The 16718-nt window shown below is 58.8% G+C and carries 17 protein-coding genes and 1 riboswitch; of the genes, 8 read left to right on the top strand and 9 right to left on the bottom strand.

Annotated elements, in window-relative coordinates:
• Positions 1-144: 144 nt before the first annotated feature.
• The 3 genes from ALO43_RS01140 to rpoE are packed head-to-tail and all read right to left on the bottom strand — an operon-like array spanning position 145 to position 2318.
• Positions 145-1104, bottom strand: a complete 960-nt coding sequence (locus ALO43_RS01140; protein ID WP_024671683.1) for a MucB/RseB C-terminal domain-containing protein — start codon at positions 1102-1104, stop codon at positions 145-147.
• 8 nt (positions 1105-1112) lie between these two features.
• Positions 1113-1703 (bottom strand): anti sigma-E factor RseA C-terminal domain-containing protein, encoded by a 591-nt coding sequence (locus ALO43_RS01135; RefSeq protein WP_005889238.1) that lies wholly within the window; start codon positions 1701-1703, stop codon positions 1113-1115.
• A gap of 33 nt (positions 1704-1736) precedes the next feature.
• On the bottom strand, positions 1737-2318 hold the full coding sequence (rpoE, locus tag ALO43_RS01130) for an RNA polymerase sigma factor RpoE (RefSeq protein WP_005889236.1): 582 nt from the start codon (positions 2316-2318) through the stop codon (positions 1737-1739).
• Between the two features lie 496 nt (positions 2319-2814).
• Between rpoE and nadB the strand changes: the two genes are divergently transcribed.
• Positions 2815-4431, top strand: coding sequence for an L-aspartate oxidase (gene nadB, locus ALO43_RS01125; RefSeq protein WP_054996984.1), 1617 nt, complete (start codon positions 2815-2817; stop codon positions 4429-4431).
• Here nadB and ALO43_RS01120 read toward each other — a convergent pair.
• Positions 4400-4864: a protein YgfX gene (locus tag ALO43_RS01120; protein WP_005889233.1), complete on the bottom strand. Its 465-nt coding sequence runs from the start codon at positions 4862-4864 to the stop codon at positions 4400-4402. The two genes, nadB and ALO43_RS01120, sit on opposite strands and share 32 nt — an antisense overlap.
• Positions 4848-5102 (bottom strand): FAD assembly factor SdhE, encoded by a 255-nt coding sequence (locus ALO43_RS01115; protein WP_005889231.1) that lies wholly within the window; start codon positions 5100-5102, stop codon positions 4848-4850. The genes ALO43_RS01120 and ALO43_RS01115 overlap by 17 nt, the downstream gene beginning before the upstream one ends.
• A 152-nt stretch (positions 5103-5254) precedes the next feature.
• On the opposite strand from ALO43_RS01115, the gene ygfZ reads away from it, so the two are divergent.
• Both ygfZ and ALO43_RS01105 read left to right on the top strand, forming a co-directional pair.
• Complete coding sequence (ygfZ, locus tag ALO43_RS01110) at positions 5255-6196, top strand: CAF17-like 4Fe-4S cluster assembly/insertion protein YgfZ (protein ID WP_032618787.1); 942 nt, start codon at positions 5255-5257, stop codon at positions 6194-6196.
• Positions 6197-6310: 114 nt separating this feature from the next.
• Positions 6311-7132: an HDOD domain-containing protein gene (locus ALO43_RS01105; RefSeq protein WP_005889227.1), complete on the top strand. Its 822-nt coding sequence runs from the start codon at positions 6311-6313 to the stop codon at positions 7130-7132.
• Between the two features lie 11 nt (positions 7133-7143).
• Here ALO43_RS01105 and ALO43_RS01100 read toward each other — a convergent pair whose 3' ends face one another.
• Both ALO43_RS01100 and ALO43_RS01095 read right to left on the bottom strand, forming a co-directional pair.
• Complete coding sequence (locus tag ALO43_RS01100; RefSeq protein WP_005889224.1) at positions 7144-8526, bottom strand: sensor histidine kinase; 1383 nt, start codon at positions 8524-8526, stop codon at positions 7144-7146.
• Positions 8519-9190: a response regulator gene (locus tag ALO43_RS01095; protein ID WP_053480757.1), complete on the bottom strand. Its 672-nt coding sequence runs from the start codon at positions 9188-9190 to the stop codon at positions 8519-8521. Before ALO43_RS01095 ends, ALO43_RS01100 begins: the two co-directional genes overlap by 8 nt.
• A 468-nt stretch (positions 9191-9658) precedes the next feature.
• Between ALO43_RS01095 and ALO43_RS01090 the strand changes: the two genes are divergently transcribed.
• The 4 genes from ALO43_RS01090 (at position 9659) to ALO43_RS01075 (ending at position 13706) form a co-directional block, all read left to right on the top strand.
• A complete protein-coding gene (locus ALO43_RS01090) occupies positions 9659-10642 on the top strand; it encodes a Bug family tripartite tricarboxylate transporter substrate binding protein (RefSeq protein WP_172678978.1) in 984 nt (327 codons plus the stop codon).
• A gap of 62 nt (positions 10643-10704) precedes the next feature.
• Complete coding sequence (locus ALO43_RS01085; protein ID WP_005889220.1) at positions 10705-11163, top strand: tripartite tricarboxylate transporter TctB family protein; 459 nt, start codon at positions 10705-10707, stop codon at positions 11161-11163.
• A 1-nt stretch (position 11164) separates the two neighbouring features.
• Positions 11165-12679, top strand: coding sequence for a tripartite tricarboxylate transporter permease (locus ALO43_RS01080; protein ID WP_053931472.1), 1515 nt, complete (start codon positions 11165-11167; stop codon positions 12677-12679).
• On the top strand, positions 12672-13706 hold the full coding sequence (locus ALO43_RS01075; RefSeq protein ID WP_054996983.1) for an AbrB family transcriptional regulator: 1035 nt from the start codon (positions 12672-12674) through the stop codon (positions 13704-13706). Before ALO43_RS01080 ends, ALO43_RS01075 begins: the two co-directional genes overlap by 8 nt.
• A 29-nt stretch (positions 13707-13735) precedes the next feature.
• Here the strand turns inward: ALO43_RS01075 and ung are convergent, their stop codons facing one another.
• Together ung and ALO43_RS28070 are read right to left on the bottom strand one after the other, a co-directional pair.
• A complete protein-coding gene (ung, locus tag ALO43_RS01070) occupies positions 13736-14428 on the bottom strand; it encodes a uracil-DNA glycosylase (RefSeq protein WP_024671691.1) in 693 nt (230 codons plus the stop codon).
• A 158-nt stretch (positions 14429-14586) separates the two neighbouring features.
• Entirely contained in the window at positions 14587-14988 is a 402-nt protein-coding gene (locus tag ALO43_RS28070; protein ID WP_162010126.1) for a hypothetical protein, read from the bottom strand.
• A 489-nt stretch (positions 14989-15477) separates the two neighbouring features.
• Positions 15478-15580: riboswitch (guanidine-I (ykkC/yxkD leader) on the top strand.
• Positions 15581-15643: 63 nt separating this feature from the next.
• On the opposite strand from ALO43_RS28070, the gene ALO43_RS01060 reads away from it, so the two are divergent.
• Positions 15644-16711, top strand: coding sequence for a putative urea ABC transporter substrate-binding protein (locus ALO43_RS01060; protein ID WP_024671693.1), 1068 nt, complete (start codon positions 15644-15646; stop codon positions 16709-16711).
• Positions 16712-16718 lie beyond the last annotated feature (7 nt).

Here is a 16718-nt window from a genome sequence, read left to right as displayed (position 1 = left end):
TATAGAAAAAAATCGGATTTTTTGCAACTCGCAAACCTCACCAAACATTTCAGTATCTCGCGCAAGGCCAGTTTGACTGCGGTCTGGCGGCTCATTGAACCGAAGATGAAAACTTTTACATCCCGCGACCGGGCTGCTTCAAGTCTATTTCTTTGCTGACTCTTCATCACCGCGCATCGACAGCGCAATACGCTCGGCGGTACCCATCGGCACTTCTCCGACGACCGTCATCATCATGTCGCCCTGAGGCGTAGTGAGACGACGTGAGACTGCCACGGTAGGGCCTAGCTGAGTGCGAATATCCGACGAAGAACTGCCTTTCACCGCTTCAATGAACACCGAGAAGCTCGCCAGACCATCGCCATACGTCAGACGAGTCACTGGTGACTGGCTTGCGCCGTCCTTGCGGACACCGCTACTGCTTAACTCAAAACCTGGCGGCAGCCAGTCAGAATGCCAGGCCACAGGGCTGGTAGTAGGCTCAGGCTTGGCTTTCGGAGCAGATACGGCTTTGCAATCGGCGCTGGCATTGAGCGCCTGTTCGGTCAAGACACTGGCTGTATCGAGGTCGGTGAACTGGAAACGCTCAAGCAGTTGCCCTCGTTCGCTCAATAAGAGTGATTTGAGCAAGAGCCCGGTTTCGTTATCCAGATGCAGCTCGAGACCGTATCGGTGCTGATCTTTGGGCGTTACTGCAACGATTGTCGTCTGGCGACCCGCCACTCTGGATTTGCCGACTATTTTCATGTCGTACCAGGCAGAAAGTCTTTTGACATCAAACGCGCGAGAGGTAGAGACAGGCGGGTTGACGACACCCGCTTCAAGCGTACCGCTGACGCACTGAGTAAGCCCGCCAACACGTACCACTTCTTGAGCAGAGCCATCGAGTTGCAGCAAACGCTCCTGAACCTTGCCATCCGCTATGCGGTGCCAGATCCGGTGCGTAGAAAAACTACCGTTACGTTCGTAGACGAACGTACCCTGATAGCTTTGTTGCTGGTCAACCCTGGCAAGACGATTGATTGCGTCTTGCGCATCATCAGCGTGTACCGGGAGGGCAAGCCATCCACCAAATAGTAGCGGCAGCAGAGGGACGGCTCGCATGATCCTCCTTAACGGTTTTCCAGGCTCGCAGCGCGTGCATATGGCAGCGCGCTTTCAGTGCCTTTCAGCGCAGCTTCCTGTGCATGCTGACGCAGGTAACCCGGCAAACGCTGATCGGCTTCGCCAGCGCCCTGCAGTACACCATTGGCCATCGGACCAGGTGCTTGCTCGGCACTTTCAGTGTAACCGGCCAGAACTGCAGGACCCTTGACTTGCGGGACCGTCAGGTTGGCAGGCTGCTGAGTCTGCTGAGCAAGTTGCGCCCCTGCAATGTCGTCCTGATTGTACAGACGGACACCAGCAAGAACGGCAACAGTAACCGATGCTGCTACAGCCAGGCGACCCAGCGTACGCCAAGGACCACGTGCAACCTTCAGCGGGCTGACTTCATCGGCGATAGCGGCAGACACAGCAGCCGAAATATCCAGATGAGGGAGCAACAGCTCTTTGTGCATGGCTGCGCGGGCAACCTGATAACGCGACCAGGTGGCGCGAGTGTCGGCATCGTCAATGGCATTTAATACCCGACGTAATTCCAGTTCGTCCGCTTCGTTATCCAATACCGCGGACAGCGATTCCTGCAGGGCTTCACGACTCATGGCGGGTTCCTCTCTTGGGCTATCGCCGCTGTCTCAGGATTCCTGCAACAACGGCTGCAGGGCTTTATCGATGGCTTCCCGAGCGCGAAAGATCCGAGAGCGCACGGTACCAACTGGACACTGCATGACGCTCGCAATGTCTTCATAACTCAGACCATCGAATTCACGTAAAGTTAGTGCGGTACGTAAATCTTCCGGGAGAAGCTGGATGGTCCGATGGACGGTGCCCTCGATCTCATCCCTTAGCAATGCGCGCTCCGGCGACTCGATGTCCTTGAGGCCATGATCGCCATCGTAGAACTCCGCGTCTTCAGACCTGACATCGCTATCCGGTGGACGACGACCTCTCGACACCAGATAGTTTTTCGCCGTGTTAATGGCAATGCGATACAGCCATGTGTAAAAAGCACTGTCACCGCGAAAGTTTCCGAGCGCCCGATAAGCCTTTATAAAAGCCTCTTGCGCAACATCCTGAGCCTCATGGGTGTCGTGCACAAACCGCACGATCAACCCTAGAATTTTGTGCTGATATTTCAACACCAACAGATCAAATGCTCGCGTGTCGCCGGCTTGTACCCGCTCGACAAGCTGCTGATCCTCTTCCTGGGTTAGCATGAACACTCCTCGTTAAGCTTGAAGGAGCGTTGCAACTGATATTTCTCAGGCTCGCAAACATAGACTCGGGCTTTTCGCAAAAGTTCTCCCCCTTCCAGCAAGTTTCCTGCAGACCATCATAAACGCCTGCACGAAAAACGCAGCGCGACAAAGTCGGCTGCGCGAATAATCTTGTCGTCGGCTCGCAGTTGATGATCACTTATCTAACCCTGCAAAACGACGCTGTTCCTTTATAGGCAACCTGCTATTGAGTCTGGTTCTCATGAAAAAGTTCCATATACACAATTGCAGGGGTGAGCAGCACATTGTACGAAACGCCCTGAAATCAATGCACTGGCGCATGTCCAGTGACGATTCAAAGGGAAAACAATATGCAGGACGCTCAGGACTGGAGCACAATCCGGACCCGCCGTGGTCTCACATTGCCATGTAGGCGCGGCTATTGTGCCGTTACACCCATACTTATACTAGTAGCCGCCAAGGGCAGAATTCATAGATGAGTCGATATTTTCAGCACGACGTACTGGTAATTGGCAGTGGCGCTGCCGGATTGAGCCTGGCGCTGAACCTCCCCGACCACCTGCGGATTGCAGTTCTGAGCAAAGGAGATCTGTCCAATGGCTCGACCTTCTGGGCGCAGGGTGGAGTGGCGGCGGTGCTGGATGACACAGATACAGTGCAGTCCCACGTTGAAGACACGCTGAATGCCGGCGGCGGCCTGTGCGACGAGGACGCTGTTCGTTTTACGGTCGAGCACAGCCGCGAAGCGATTCAATGGCTGATCGATCAGGGCGTCCCGTTCACCCGCGACGACAAAGCAGAGGCCGATGAAAGCAGCTTTGAGTTTCACCTGACCCGTGAAGGCGGCCATAGCCACCGCCGAATCATCCACGCTGCAGACGCAACAGGAGCGGCGATTTTCCGGACGCTGCTCAAACAGGCACGCAAGCGACCCAATATCGAGCTGCTGGAGCAACGCGCCGCGATTGATCTGATCACCGAACGCCGCCTTGGGCTCGAAGGCCAGCGTTGCCTGGGGGCCTATGTTCTGGATCGCAACAGCGGCGAAGTGGACACTTATGGCGCGCGCTTTACCATTCTGGCTTCGGGAGGCGCCGCCAAGGTCTACCTGTACACCAGCAACCCGGACGGCGCGTGCGGCGACGGCATTGCGATGGCCTGGCGCTCCGGTTGCAGGGTGGCAAACCTTGAGTTCAACCAGTTCCACCCGACCTGCCTGTATCACCCGCAGGCCAAGAGCTTTTTGATCACCGAAGCACTGCGCGGTGAAGGCGCGTACCTCAAGCTGCCCAACGGCGAGCGTTTTATGCCGCGATTCGACGAGCGCGCAGAACTCGCCCCTCGCGACATCGTTGCCCGGGCAATCGATCACGAAATGAAGCGGCTGGGCATCAATTGCGTCTATCTGGACATCAGTCACAAGCCGGAAGCATTCATCAAATCGCACTTCCCGACCGTCTACGAGCGCTGTTTGGAGTTTTCCATCGACATCACTCGCCAGCCGATCCCAGTCGTCCCGGCAGCGCATTACACCTGTGGCGGCGTGATGGTCGACAGCAACGGGCACACCGATGTGCCAGGCCTGTACGCTATCGGCGAGACCAGTTTCACCGGCCTGCACGGTGCCAACCGCATGGCCAGCAACTCACTGCTGGAGTGCTTCGTCTATGCCAGATCGGCGGCGACGGACATCGAGCAGCAACTGGCTGATGTGCGCATGCCAACCGACCTGCCAGCCTGGGACGCAAGCCAGGTCACCGACTCGGACGAAGACGTGATCATTGCCCACAACTGGGATGAATTGCGGCGCTTCATGTGGGATTACGTCGGTATCGTGCGCACCAACAAACGTCTGCAACGCGCTCAGCACCGCGTGCGATTGCTGCTGGACGAAATTGACGAGTTCTATAGCAACTACAAGGTCAGCCGCGACCTGATCGAGCTGCGCAACCTGGCTCAGGTCGCCGAACTGATGATCCGCTCGGCCATGCAGCGCAAAGAGAGCCGCGGCCTGCATTACACGCTGGACTACCCTGACCTGCTGCCCGAAGCATTGGACACTATTCTGGTGCCGCCCACTTACGCCGGCTGAATTTGAGGCGCACACGCAGGCGTCGATGAATGTCGGAGCTCAGCGCGTCACCCGGTATGCAACAGCTTTTTATCGATCGGGATGGCCTGCCGTTGACGATCAAGCGAAAGCGCAATACCACCACCGGCGGCAGTGCCAGGCTGTCTGGGCATAACTGCACTGGCTGCCAGCCGCTACGCTCGCTCCACAAATGCCAGCCCTGTTGATCGCGCCTCAGCGCACGGAACGCTGTAGGGTGGCTGAACAGAACTGACCTGGGCAGCGACCATGCTGCATGCGCCATACACATCAGCACCCCTGCCATGACAAGCCACCAGTCGATGTCCAGCCACAACAGGGCGCTCAGCGCCAATACCTGAACAGCAAGATAAGCAGTCAACAGCAGGCGCGACGCCTGCCAGTGACACTCGAAGTAATCATTCAGGCTGGACACGGTCCAGAATCATGCGAACCATACGCTGCAATTCAGCGTCCTCGGACTCGGCGCGCTGCATGAACCAGCCGAACATGTCCTGATCCTCACAGGTCAGCAGGCGACGATAAAGATCGCGATCCACGTCGTTCAGATGCGGGTAGACCTCGCGGACAAATGGCACCAGCAGCACATCCAGTTCAAGCATGCCACGGCGGCTGTGCCAGTAAAGGCGGTTGAGTTCAACGTCTTCGACCATGGAGCGCTCCTCAAAGTAGGCTGCAAGTATACAGCCGCAAGACAGTCACGCGAATATCGCAATGGTCGCAGCAGTTTTCATGTACCCGTATGCATAACCTCGACTCGGCACTATGATGTGTCCCCGGACTTTTTTCCCAATCTGCGATGACCATGGCCCACACAGCTTTTTTCTGCACGCTATCCCATGAGGGCGTTCTCGCCGTTCGCGGCGTGGATGCCGGCAAGTTTCTTCAGGGGCAGTTGACGTGCAACCTCAATTACCTGAATGAAGACAGGTCCAGCCTCGGTGCGCGCTGCACGCAAAAAGGCCGGATGCAGTCGAGTTTTCGCATCGTCTTCGACGGCGACGGTTGCCTGCTGGCAATGGCCAGCGAGCTGATCGAGGCGCAATTGCTGGACCTGCGCAAATACGCAGTGTTCTCCAAATCGAAACTGACGGATGAAAGCTCAGCCTGGGTGCGCTTTGGTCTGCAGGACGGGGATGGCGCACTGGTCAGCCTTGGCCTGGATCTGCCTCAGGAGACCGATGCGGTCGTACGAAGCCAGGACATGCTCGCGATTCGCGTCTCCCCTGCCCGCGCAGAACTCTGGGTGCGTGCCGAACAGGCCGACGACATCAGATCGCGACTGGCTTCACAGCTGGCAGAGGGCCCGCTGAACGACTGGCTGCTGGGTCAGGTACGCGCCGGCATCGGTCAGGTGTTCGGCAGCACCCGCGAAGAGTTCATCCCGCAGATGATCAACCTGCAGGCGGTCGGCGGTGTCAGCTTCAAGAAAGGCTGCTATACCGGTCAGGAAATCGTGGCGCGCATGCAATACCTCGGCAAACTCAAGCGCAGGCTTTACCGGCTGACCCTGCAGGGCGATCAGGTCCCGGAGCCCGGTACAGCTGTGTTTTCCCCTGTGCATGCCAGCGCCGTGGGCAATGTCGTCGTTGCTGCGCAGGCTGGTCAGGCAGTAGAACTGCTCGCTGTGTTGCAGGGCGACGCTGCCGAAAACGGTCGCATACACCTCGGCTCGCCCGAGGGTGCAGCATTGCAAATGAGCGACCTGCCCTACCAGCTGGACAGCAGACTCGAAACTCTGCGCTGAGCCCGACGAACACATTCAGGTTCCTACTGTCTTTAGAGCGATCCAGCGTGCACGCCGGCGCCCTCCGGGGCGCGTGAACAACGCTGGACACCCCCAACGGCTGCGAGAAGCAACATGAGCAAGATGGCTGACGAGGTGCAGAGGAACTTGATCAAGGCCATCGACAGAGATGCCTTGTTTCTGCCTACCCTGCCGGAAGTAGCACTGAAGATTCGCCTCGCCGCCGAAGACACTGAAATCAGTATTTCGGCCCTGAGCAAAGTCATCGGCAGCGACACAGCACTTTCTGCGCGCCTGATAAAGGTCGCGAACAGCCCCCTGCTGCGCCCGAATTTCGAAGTCAGCGACGTCAACACGGCGATACGGCGTCTTGGCGTCAACTACACCTGCAACCTGGCCATCGGTCTGGTCGTCGAGCAGATGTTTCACGCCAAATCACCTGTGATCGAGCAGAAGATGCGTGACATCTGGAAGCAAAGCCTGCAGGTCGCCGGCATCAGTTACACCCTGTGCCAGCGCTATACCCAGCTCAAACCCGATCAGGCGACGCTCGCCGGGCTGATTCACCTGATCGGCATTCTGCCGATCCTGACTTACGCTGAAGACCATTACGAGCTGCTGTCTGATCCGATCAGCCTCAACCACGTAATCGACAGCATTCATCCGGTCATTGGCGAGCGCCTGTTGCGCTCATGGGACTTTCCCGAGCCACTGTCATGCGTGCCGGGCCAATTCCAGAATTTCTCACGCATCTCCAGAACACCGGACTACACAGACCTGGTCCAGGTCGCGACAGTACACATCCACAAGAACACCGAGCACCCCTTCAGCCTCATCGAAATGACCGATCTGCCGGCCTTCAGCCAGCTAGGGCTTGCCAGGGCCGGTGACTTGCTGGATGCGCAGATGGACGAAGCCAAGAGCATGCTTTACTGACCTTGTCCGCCTCAGGACAGGGCAAAACTGACGCGTACCTTGAGCCCCCGCTCGGCACCGTCATGCAATGTGATCCTGGCCAGATGCGCGCGGCAGATCTCTCCCACGATGGCCAGACCAAGCCCCGCGCCGCTGCCCTGCTGGCCGCGACGGTAAAAACGTTCGAACACCCGCTCACGTTCATCAGCCGGGATGCCGGCCCCGTCATCTTCTACCTCAAGCACACCGGGCGCATAAACCCTCAGCACCACATTGCCGCCATGTGGCGTATGGGCCAAGGCGTTATCTATCAGGTTGCTCAGCAACTCGTTCAACAAGGTCGGCTCGCCCCGCAGCCAGACCGGCTCGTCCGCCTCCAGCGCCAGTGCGACACCGCGCGAGTGAGCCAGCGGCGCCATCGCCATGCCCAGCTCCCGGGCCAACTGGCTGAGGTCCAACTGCTGTGCCCCGCCTTCGGCAATTGCTCTGGCACCGTTTTCAATGCGTGCCAACGACAACAGTTGATTAGCCAGGTGCGTGAGTCGATCTGTGCCGAGTGCAGCCGACTCCAATGTGTTACGCCATTGTTGCGGGTCACGCTCGCGCAGGCCAAGCTCGACCCGCGCTTTCAGGGCCGCCAGAGGTGTGCGCAACTCATGCGCGGCGTCGGCAATGAACTGCGCCTGACGCTCGAATTGCACGCGTAATCGTTCGGTAAAGTGATTGAGCGCGCCCACCAGAGGGCGCAGTTCGTGCTGCACTTCAACCATGGGCAGCGAGCGCAGATCGTCCGGCTGGCGCTCTTCGACCGCCGTGCGCAGTCGCTCCAGCGGACGCAATGCCGCGCTGACCGTAAACCAGACCAGCAACAGTGCACCGCCACCCAGCATGCCCAGACGCAACAAAGTGTCGGCCATCAGACTGCGCGCCATGTTCTTGCGCGCTTCCTGGGTTTCTGCGACGCGGATTTCGGCAGTGCCATTCATGCCCGGGTCGGTCACTGGCTTGAGAAGGCTGACCACCCGCACGTCCTGGCCCTGATAGATGCCGTTATAAAACTTGGCCAGTGCCGGATAATCATCGGTGCGCAGGGTGCCGGGAGGCGGCGACGGCAGGTTTTCGTAACCCGAAATCAGCTTCTGGTGAATGTCGTTTACCTGATAGTAGATGCGCCCTTCGCTGTCGTAGGCAAAGGTGTCCAGCGCCACATACGGGATGTCGGCGCTCAGGGTTCCGTCACGCTGAGTCAACCCCGCCGCGATGGTACGGGCCGAGGCCAGCAGCGTACGATCATAGGCGGTATCGGCCACTTCGCGACCGTTCCAGTAAGCGCTCATGCCGCTGGCCAGCATCAGCACCACCAGCAGCAACGCCAGATTCCACAGCAGCCGCCAACGCAGGCTGTCGTTAATCATCGCGGTTTTCAAGCAAATACCCCAAGCCCCGGAAAGTCACGATGGCCACAGAGTGCCCATCGAGCTTCTTGCGCAGCCGATGAATATAAATTTCGATTGCGTCAGGGCTGGCTTCTTCATCCAGGCCGAACACCTGCGCCGCCACTTGCTCTTTACTCATTACCCTGCCAGGTCGTGCGATCAGCGCTTCCAGCACTGCCTGTTCGCGAGAGGTCAGAGTCAGTAGTTCGTCGCTCAGCGTGAAACGCCGCGTGTCCAGATCGTAGACCAACACCCCGCAACGCTGCTGTCGTTCGCCGCCCAGCACGCTGCGACGCAGCAAGGCCTTGACCCTGGCCTCGAGTTCGGAGAGTTCGAACGGTTTGGCCAGATAGTCGTCGGCCCCAAGATTCAGGCCATGAACCCGATCCTTGACGTCGCTGCGAGCTGTCAGCATCAGCACCGGGAGGTTTTTACTGCGTGCCCGCAAGCGGGCAAGAACTTCAAAACCGTCCATGCGCGGCAGCCCGACATCGAGAATGGCAACGGCATACTCCTCGCTGCTCAGCGCCAGATCGGCGGCTACGCCATCGTGCAGCACATCAACGGTCAAACCCGCTGCCTTGAGCGCCTGCGCGACACTTTCAGCCAATTGCAGATGATCTTCCACGAGAAGAACACGCATCGCCGTCTCCCGATAGTCACGGTTATTGTCAGTGTGTGTGGCAGCGGAGTTTACAGACAGACCGCCAGCTGTGAAGCACAGAAACGACTCATCTCCCTGGAATGGCGAATCGAAAGCCAGCTGAAAGGTTTGTGAAAGGTTGGTCGTTTAGCATCGCTACAAGGCCCGACCAAAGGGTACGTATAAAGCAGGCGCCCGGATGCGTCTGAAAAATAAAAACAATAAATCAGTAAACGGAGTCACACATGTCCAAGCCAGCCCAGGCTCGACCGTTCGTTGATCGCCTTTCATCCGCGAATGGCTCACTGCGAACACTCTCCCGATTGCCCCCTTCTCGAATCGCCACCACCACCTTCCGTAACCGCGATATTTTTCTGTCAGCGAACGGTGTCCCGTTGTACCCCTGACGAAAACGATTGTTGCCAGCTTCTTCTCTGATCAAAACACCCAAAAACAAAAAAATGGAGACTGAACATGAGATTTTCCCTGCGCCACATAGCGGCCACCGCCGGATGCATGCTGATTGCCAGCCAGTTGCTCGCTGAGCCAAGGCGCCCGGAGTGCATCGCTCCCGCGTCACCAGGCGGAGGCTTCGACCTGACCTGCAAGCTGATACAAAGCGCGCTGATCAACGAGAAGATTCTGACAACCCCCATGCGCGTGACCTACATGCCCGGCGGCGTCGGTGCAGTGGCCTACAACGCCGTGGTAGCTCAGCGCCCGGCAGATGCAGGCACGCTGGTCGCCTGGTCCAGCGGCTCATTGCTGAACCTGGCGCAAGGCAAATTCGGCCGTTTCGATGAAAACGCCGTGCGCTGGCTCGCCGCCGTAGGCACCAGTTATGGCGCTATCGCAGTCAAAAGCGACTCGCCCTATAAAAACCTCGACGACCTGGTCAAGGCGCTTAAAGCCGACCCGAGCAAAGTCGTGATCGGCTCCGGCGGTACGGTAGGCAGTCAGGACTGGATGCAGACTGCCCTGATCGCCAAAGCCGCTGGTATCAACCCGCGTGCGTTGCGCTACGTTGCACTGGAAGGTGGCGGCGAAATCGCCACCGCGCTGCTCGGCGGTCATATTCAGGTAGGCAGCACCGACATCTCCGACTCCATGCCGCACATTCTGAGCGGTGACATGCGCCTGCTTGCCGTGTTTGCCGACAAGCGCCTCGACGAGCCGGAAATGAAAGACATCCCCACCGCCAAGGAACAGGGCTACGACATCGTCTGGCCGGTGGTGCGGGGTTTCTACCTCGGGCCAAAGGTCAGCGACGAAGACTACAACTGGTGGAAAGCCTCGTTCGACAAGATTCTGGCCTCGGAAGACTTCGCCAAGCTGCGTGACCAGCGCGAGCTGTTCCCGTTCGCCATGACCGGCGCGGAGCTGGACACCTACGTCAAGAAGCAGGTAGCCGATTACAAATTGATGGCCAAGGAATTCGGCCTGATTCAGTAATCGAACACACTTGACTGACTATCGGTGGCGCCTGCACAGCGGGCGCGACTCAGGAGCTTCTCATGGTCATACAACGTATTTTCGCTGCCGTGCTGTTGTTGGCGTGCGCAGGCCTGGCCCTCATGGCCTGGCCTTATCAGGCGCCATTTTCCTACGAACCGGTCGGCCCTCGCGCCTTTCCCTTGTTGATGCTGGGGCTGATGGGCATCGCCCTGCTGTACCTGTTGATTCGCCCTACAGCCATTGTCCACACCGAAGAGGAACCTGCGCTGGATCGCGAAACGCTGGTCAAGATCGGCCTGTGCATTGTGTTGCTGCTGATCTTCGCCGGGTTGTTCGAACCGCTGGGCTTCATTCTCAGCAGCATTCTGATCGGCATTCCCATGGCGCGCCTGTACGGCGGGCGCTGGCTGCCCAGCGTCGTGGTGGTGATTCTGATGAGCGTCGGCCTTTACCTGCTGTTCGACAAGGCCATGGATGTCCCCTTGCCTTTGGGCCTGCTTCGCGTTCTGGAGAACTGACATGGATACTTTCAGCTACCTGGGCCAGGGCTTCGGCGTCGCGCTCACCCCGTACAACCTGATCACTGCGCTTTCCGGCACGCTGATCGGCACCGTCGTCGGCCTGCTGCCGGGGCTGGGACCGATCAACGGCGTGGCGTTGTTGATCCCTATAGCCTTTGCCTTGGGTCTGCCGCCCGAGTCGGCGCTGATTCTCCTTGCGGCTGTGTATCTGGGTTGTGAATACGGCGGACGGATCAGTTCGATCCTGCTGAACATTCCGGGCGAGGCGTCAACGGTCATGACCACCCTGGACGGTTACCCGATGGCCCGCCAAGGGCTGGCCGGGGTGGCCTTGTCGCTGTCGGCGTGGAGCTCGTTCATCGGCGCGTTCATCGCTACCTGCGGCATGGTGTTGTTCGCGCCGCTGCTCGCCAAATGGGCGATTGCTTTCGGCCCGGCGGAGTATTTCGTGCTGATGGTGTTTGCGATTGTCTGTCTGGGCGGCATGGCCGGTGACAGGCCACTCAAGACGTTCATCGCTGCACTGATAGGCTTGTTTCTCTCCGCAGTAGGCATAGACGCCAATAGCGGGGTGTACCGTTTCACAGGCGATAACATTCACCTGACGGATGGCATCCAGTTCGTGGTGCTGGTCCTGGGGTTGTTTTCGATCAGCGAAATTCTGCTGCTGCTGGAAAAAACCCATCGAGGTCAGGAGGCGGTCAAAGCCACCGGCCGCATGATGTTCAACTTCAAGGAAGCAGCCTCGGTTTTTGCAGTCAACATTCGTTGCGGGCTGCTGGGGTTTATCCTCGGCGTACTGCCGGGCGCCGGTGCAACGCTGGCCAGTGCGGTCGCCTACATGACCGAAAAACGTATCGCCGGTGCCAGTGGCAAGTTTGGCCAGGGTGACATGCGCGGTCTGGCCGCCCCGGAAACCGCCATCGGCGCCACGGCCTGTGGTGCGCTGGTGCCCATGCTGACGCTGGGCGTTCCTGGCTCCGGGACCACGGCAGTGATGATCGGCGCGTTGTCGCTTTACAACATCACGCCCGGCCCGATGTTGTTTCAGCAGCAACCGGATATCGTCTGGGGCCTGATCGCTTCGTTGTTCGTCGCCAACATCATGCTGGTGATTCTCAACATCCCGATGATCCGCATCTTCACCCGTATCCTCGCCGTGCCGAACTGGGCGCTGGTGCCGGTGATCGCGATCATCACCGGCATCGGTGTGTATGCGGTGCACGCCACTACGTTTGACCTGTTCCTGATGGTCGGCATCGGCATCTTCGGTTACATCCTGCGCAAGCTGGACTTTCCACTGTCGCCGATCCTGCTCGGCTTCATCCTTGGCGGCCTGATGGAACAGAACCTGCGCCGCGCCCTGTCGATTTCCAACGGCGAGCTGGGGATTCTTTGGGCCAGCCCGATCACCCTCGGCGTCTGGGTGGTGACCGTGTTCATGCTGCTGTTCCCGCTGATCCGTATCTGGCGCAAGCGCGCCAAACAGCAGGCTGCTGCGACGCATGACTGATTCGTCCTTGCGTCAATGGTGGGCAACGCCACTGGTCGGCCTGCTGGGCGGTTACCTCGCCAGTCAGGTCGGCTGGCCGCTGCCGTGGATGGTTGGCTCGTTACTGGCAATCATACTGGTACGTTGCCTGACGCCCTGGCAGCTCGGGCAAGTTCCAGGCGGCCGAAAATGCGGTCAGCTGATCGTGGGAATCGGCATCGGCCTGCATTTCACCCCGGTGGTCATCGAACAGGTACTGGAGCATTTCGGCCTGATTTTCATCGGTGCACTGGTCACCAGCCTGTCGTGCCTGGTGGGCGTCTGGTTGATGCTGCGCACCGGAGAAGACCGCCCGACTGCGTTTTTCTCAAGCATGCCGGGCGGTTCCGGAGAGATGGTCAACCTTGGCGCACGCAACGGTGCCAGGCTCAGCAGTGTCGCCGCTGCGCAAAGCCTGCGGGTGCTGGCGGTGGTGTTGTGTGTGCCGGCGATTTTCAAGTACTTGCTGGGTGATGGCGCGCCCGCATTACACAGCACTGTTGTCGATTGGCGCTGGCTGGCATTTCTACTGCCAGTCGGGGCGGCGCTGGCCTGGCTGTGGCAGCGTCTCAAACAGCCCAACCCGTGGCTGTTCGGCCCATTGCTGCTCAGCGCGGTGGTGAGCGTGGTCTGGAATCTGAAAATCGGCTTGCCCAATGGTGCCAGCCAGCTCGGCCAGTTGCTGATCGGCAGCGGGCTGGGTTGTCATTTCAATCGGGAGTTCTTCAGGCGTGCACCGTCGTTTCTGGCCCGTACGCTACTCGGCACTGCGCTGACCATGTTGATCGCAGCGCTGGCCGCACTGGGCCTCAGCGCCCTCACAAATCTGGATTTACGCTCGCTGACGCTGGGCATGATGCCCGGCGGCATCGCCGAGATGAGCCTGACCGCCGAGGTGCTGCAGTTGTCAGTGCCGCTGGTAACGGCCATGCAGGTCATGCGCTTGCTGTTCGTGCTGTTTCTGGCCGAGCCGCTGTACCGACGCTGGAACAAACGGCTGGCCGACTGAGCGACTCAGTCAGTTCGCAAGCGCCCCACTCAAAGCGCAGGCAGTCGCCAGTCGATCGGCGCCAGGCCGTTTTGCTCAAGGTACTTATTGGCACGCCCGAAGTGCCCGTTGCCCAAAAAGCCTTTATAGGCCGAGAGCGGTGAAGGATGGACGGACGTCAACACCAGATGCTTGGTCGCATCGACCAGCTTCTGCTTGCTTTGCGCATGAGCGCCCCACAACAGAAAGACCAGATGTGGTTGATGCTCACTGACCACCTGAATGATTCGGTCGGTAAAATGCTGCCAGCCCTTTCCCGCATGAGACGCAGCATTGGCGCGCTCGACCGTCAGGGTGGTATTGAGCATCAGCACGCCCTGATCAGCCCACGATTGCAGGCAACCGTGGTTCGGAATATCGATATTCAGGTCGCGCTTGAGCTCTTTATAGATGTTGACCAGCGATGGCGGCGTCGGCACGCCCGGTTGAACCGAAAAGCACAGACCGTGTGCCTGATTGGGACCGTGATACGGGTCCTGACCGAGGATCACCACTTTCACGTTATCCAGCGGCGTCGAGTTCAGCGCATTGAAAATCAGCGGTCCGGGCGGATAGATTTCCTTGCCGGCCGCATGCTCCTGACGCAGAAACTCACGCAATTGAGCCATATAGGGTTGTTCGAATTCGTCACGCAAGGCTTCTTTCCAGCTTGGCTCAAGCTTGATGCGGTCGTCGCTAGTCATGGTTACATCCGCTAAAAACAATGCGCGGACACTAGGAAAGCCCGGCAGCAAAGTCAATGCTGGATGCGCGATGCGCGTCCAAGGCCGGAAGCAAAACTTACATAAATGCATGCCGACGCGGTGCGTCGGCAGCAAGACTAGACAGGGTGAGGTTTCAGCTACCGATGGCCGCCACGGCCATCGCCGCGCCCGCCTCTGCCGTGGTCGCGACCATCGCGGCCATCTCGCCCGCCACGACCGCCGTGGTCATCCCAGCCGCGATTGCCACGGTCCCCGCGAAAGCCGTCATTACGTCCGAAACCGCCATTACCACCAAACCCGTCATTGCGGCGGAACCCGTCATGTCTCCAGCCATAGCCCGGTGGACGCCCCGGCTGGTAATAGCGCGGCACAGGGGGTGGCGCGTAATAGCGCGGTGCCGGAGCGTAGTAACGCGGTTGTTCGTAATAGCGTGGTTGCGGTGCTACGTAGATACGCCGTTCCTGGTAATAAGTTGTGTTATAGCCGTTGTCATACGCGTAAGCGCTGCCGCGAACAACGGTAGTCGGTTGTGTGTACACGTCGGATTCATAGTAACCAGGGCCTGCGTAGCAACCGGCAAGGAAAAGGGTCAGCAACGTGATAAGCAAGGGTCTTCGATACATGGCGGCCTCCTGGACCGCGATTGGCACAAACCAGCGACGCTGGTCGGCGTCCACCAAACAGGCTGGCGGACAGAAAATCAGACAGCGAAAAGCCTTTCTAGTGCCCTTTACGCGCTTTTTATAAAGCCGCGTGAAGCGTGTAGATCCGGGCTGGAATGGCCGTGAAACAAAGACTTGCGGAGCGGTTTGAGCGTTCCGCAAAGATGCTACAAAACATTTCACTCCATCAAACGTGCTCGCGCTTCATCCCGGTGCATCCCGCACCAGCACAAGGCAGCCTCATTCCTGCAGGCCAGTAACGATTTGCCATGCAGCCTTCAAAATCAAGGCGTGCAAAGAGTTGGCACAACTCTCGCTTGATAACTCACGTGCAGGAGTCAACACAGGTTCGCGGCACCACAATTTGCAATAGCCGACTAGGGTTCCGGCTTGCCGACAGGCAAGTGGCTGGTCCGAGAGTTGGCGACCTCCAGTAGAGGTTACACGGCGGGACAAAAGCCCGGGAGACAGGGACACCAGTGGTGTCACGTTGCTCCTGGCCGCCTTTTTTCACTACTGGAGATTTCTCGACATGCAAAAGCCTCGTCTTTTCGGTCTGCTCACTGCAGGCCTGCTTGCTGCGTTGAGCCTCTCGGCGAATGCCGCCCAGAAAGATCATTTCAACGTTTGCTGGACCATCTACGCAGGCTGGATGCCGTGGGAATACGCAGGTAGCCAAGGCATCGTCGACAAGTGGGCGAAAAAGTACGGCATCAAGATCGATGTCACCCAGCTCAATGACTACGTCGAATCCATCAACCAATACACCGCCGGCCAGTTCGATGGCTGCACCATGACCAACATGGACGCCCTGACCATCCCGGCTGCGGGCGGCGTGGAAAGCACTGCACTGGTCGTCAGCGACTTTTCCAATGGCAACGACGGCGTGGTGATCAAGGGCGAAGGCAAGAAAGTGGCCGACCTCAAAGGCATGGACGTCAATCTGGTTGAGCTGTCGGTTTCCCATTACCTGCTGGCCCGCGCGCTGGACAGCGTCAAGCTCAGCGAAAAGGACCTCAAGGTCGTCAACACCTCGGATGCCGATATCTCGGCAGCCTTCAACACCGATGACGTGCAGGCGGTTACCACCTGGAACCCGATGCTGTCGGACATCAAGGCCAAGCCTGGCGTGACTGAAGTGTTCAACTCCAGCCAGATCCCTGGCGAGATCATGGACATGATGGTCGTCAACACCCAAACCCTGAAAGACAACCCGGCACTGGGCAAAGCCCTGACCGGCGCATGGTTTGAAGTAGTCGGCCTGATGAACGCCAAAAACGCCCAGGCCAAGGCCGCTCTGGAACACATGGCCAAGGCGTCAGGCACTGACCTGGCCGGTTTCCAGGCGCAGCTGGACACTACCAAGCTGTTTGCCACGCCCAAGGAAGCGCTTGAGTTCGCCACCAGCAGCCAGTTACCTGAAACCCAGCGCAAAGTCGCCGACTTCTCATTCGCCCACGGCCTGCTCGGCGAAGGCGCGCGCGACGCGAACGCGGTCGGCATGTCGTTCGCAAACGGTGTGATCGTCGGCGACAAGGCCAACCTCAAGCTGCACTTTGACCCCAGCTACGTGCAGATGGCCGCCGACGGCAAGTTGTAAACCACGC

Source organism: Pseudomonas tremae, assembly GCF_001401155.1.
In the GTDB taxonomy this organism is placed as follows: domain Bacteria; phylum Pseudomonadota; class Gammaproteobacteria; order Pseudomonadales; family Pseudomonadaceae; genus Aquipseudomonas; species Aquipseudomonas tremae.
The sequence above is the reverse complement of the archived record's forward strand: the minus strand, read 5'-3'. Positions and strand labels throughout refer to the sequence as shown.

What these genes read in the sequence shown, in the direction of transcription:
- ALO43_RS01140 (WP_024671683.1), bottom strand. Translation starts at nt 1,104, where the DNA reads ATGCGAGCCGTCCCTCTGCTGCCGCTACTATTTGGTGGATGGCTTGCC.
- ALO43_RS01135 (WP_005889238.1), bottom strand. Translation starts at nt 1,703, where the DNA reads ATGAGTCGTGAAGCCCTGCAGGAATCGCTGTCCGCGGTATTGGATAAC.
- rpoE (WP_005889236.1), bottom strand. Translation starts at nt 2,318, where the DNA reads ATGCTAACCCAGGAAGAGGATCAGCAGCTTGTCGAGCGGGTACAAGCC.
- nadB (WP_054996984.1), top strand. Translation starts at nt 2,815, where the DNA reads ATGAGTCGATATTTTCAGCACGACGTACTGGTAATTGGCAGTGGCGCT.
- ALO43_RS01115 (WP_005889231.1), bottom strand. Translation starts at nt 5,102, where the DNA reads ATGGTCGAAGACGTTGAACTCAACCGCCTTTACTGGCACAGCCGCCGT.
- ygfZ (WP_032618787.1), top strand. Translation starts at nt 5,255, where the DNA reads ATGGCCCACACAGCTTTTTTCTGCACGCTATCCCATGAGGGCGTTCTC.
- ALO43_RS01105 (WP_005889227.1), top strand. Translation starts at nt 6,311, where the DNA reads ATGAGCAAGATGGCTGACGAGGTGCAGAGGAACTTGATCAAGGCCATC.
- ALO43_RS01100 (WP_005889224.1), bottom strand. Translation starts at nt 8,526, where the DNA reads ATGATTAACGACAGCCTGCGTTGGCGGCTGCTGTGGAATCTGGCGTTG.
- ALO43_RS01095 (WP_053480757.1), bottom strand. Translation starts at nt 9,190, where the DNA reads ATGCGTGTTCTTCTCGTGGAAGATCATCTGCAATTGGCTGAAAGTGTC.
- ALO43_RS01085 (WP_005889220.1), top strand. Translation starts at nt 10,705, where the DNA reads ATGGTCATACAACGTATTTTCGCTGCCGTGCTGTTGTTGGCGTGCGCA.
- ALO43_RS01080 (WP_053931472.1), top strand. Translation starts at nt 11,165, where the DNA reads ATGGATACTTTCAGCTACCTGGGCCAGGGCTTCGGCGTCGCGCTCACC.
- ALO43_RS01075 (WP_054996983.1), top strand. Translation starts at nt 12,672, where the DNA reads ATGACTGATTCGTCCTTGCGTCAATGGTGGGCAACGCCACTGGTCGGC.
- ung (WP_024671691.1), bottom strand. Translation starts at nt 14,428, where the DNA reads ATGACTAGCGACGACCGCATCAAGCTTGAGCCAAGCTGGAAAGAAGCC.
- ALO43_RS01060 (WP_024671693.1), top strand. Translation starts at nt 15,644, where the DNA reads ATGCAAAAGCCTCGTCTTTTCGGTCTGCTCACTGCAGGCCTGCTTGCT.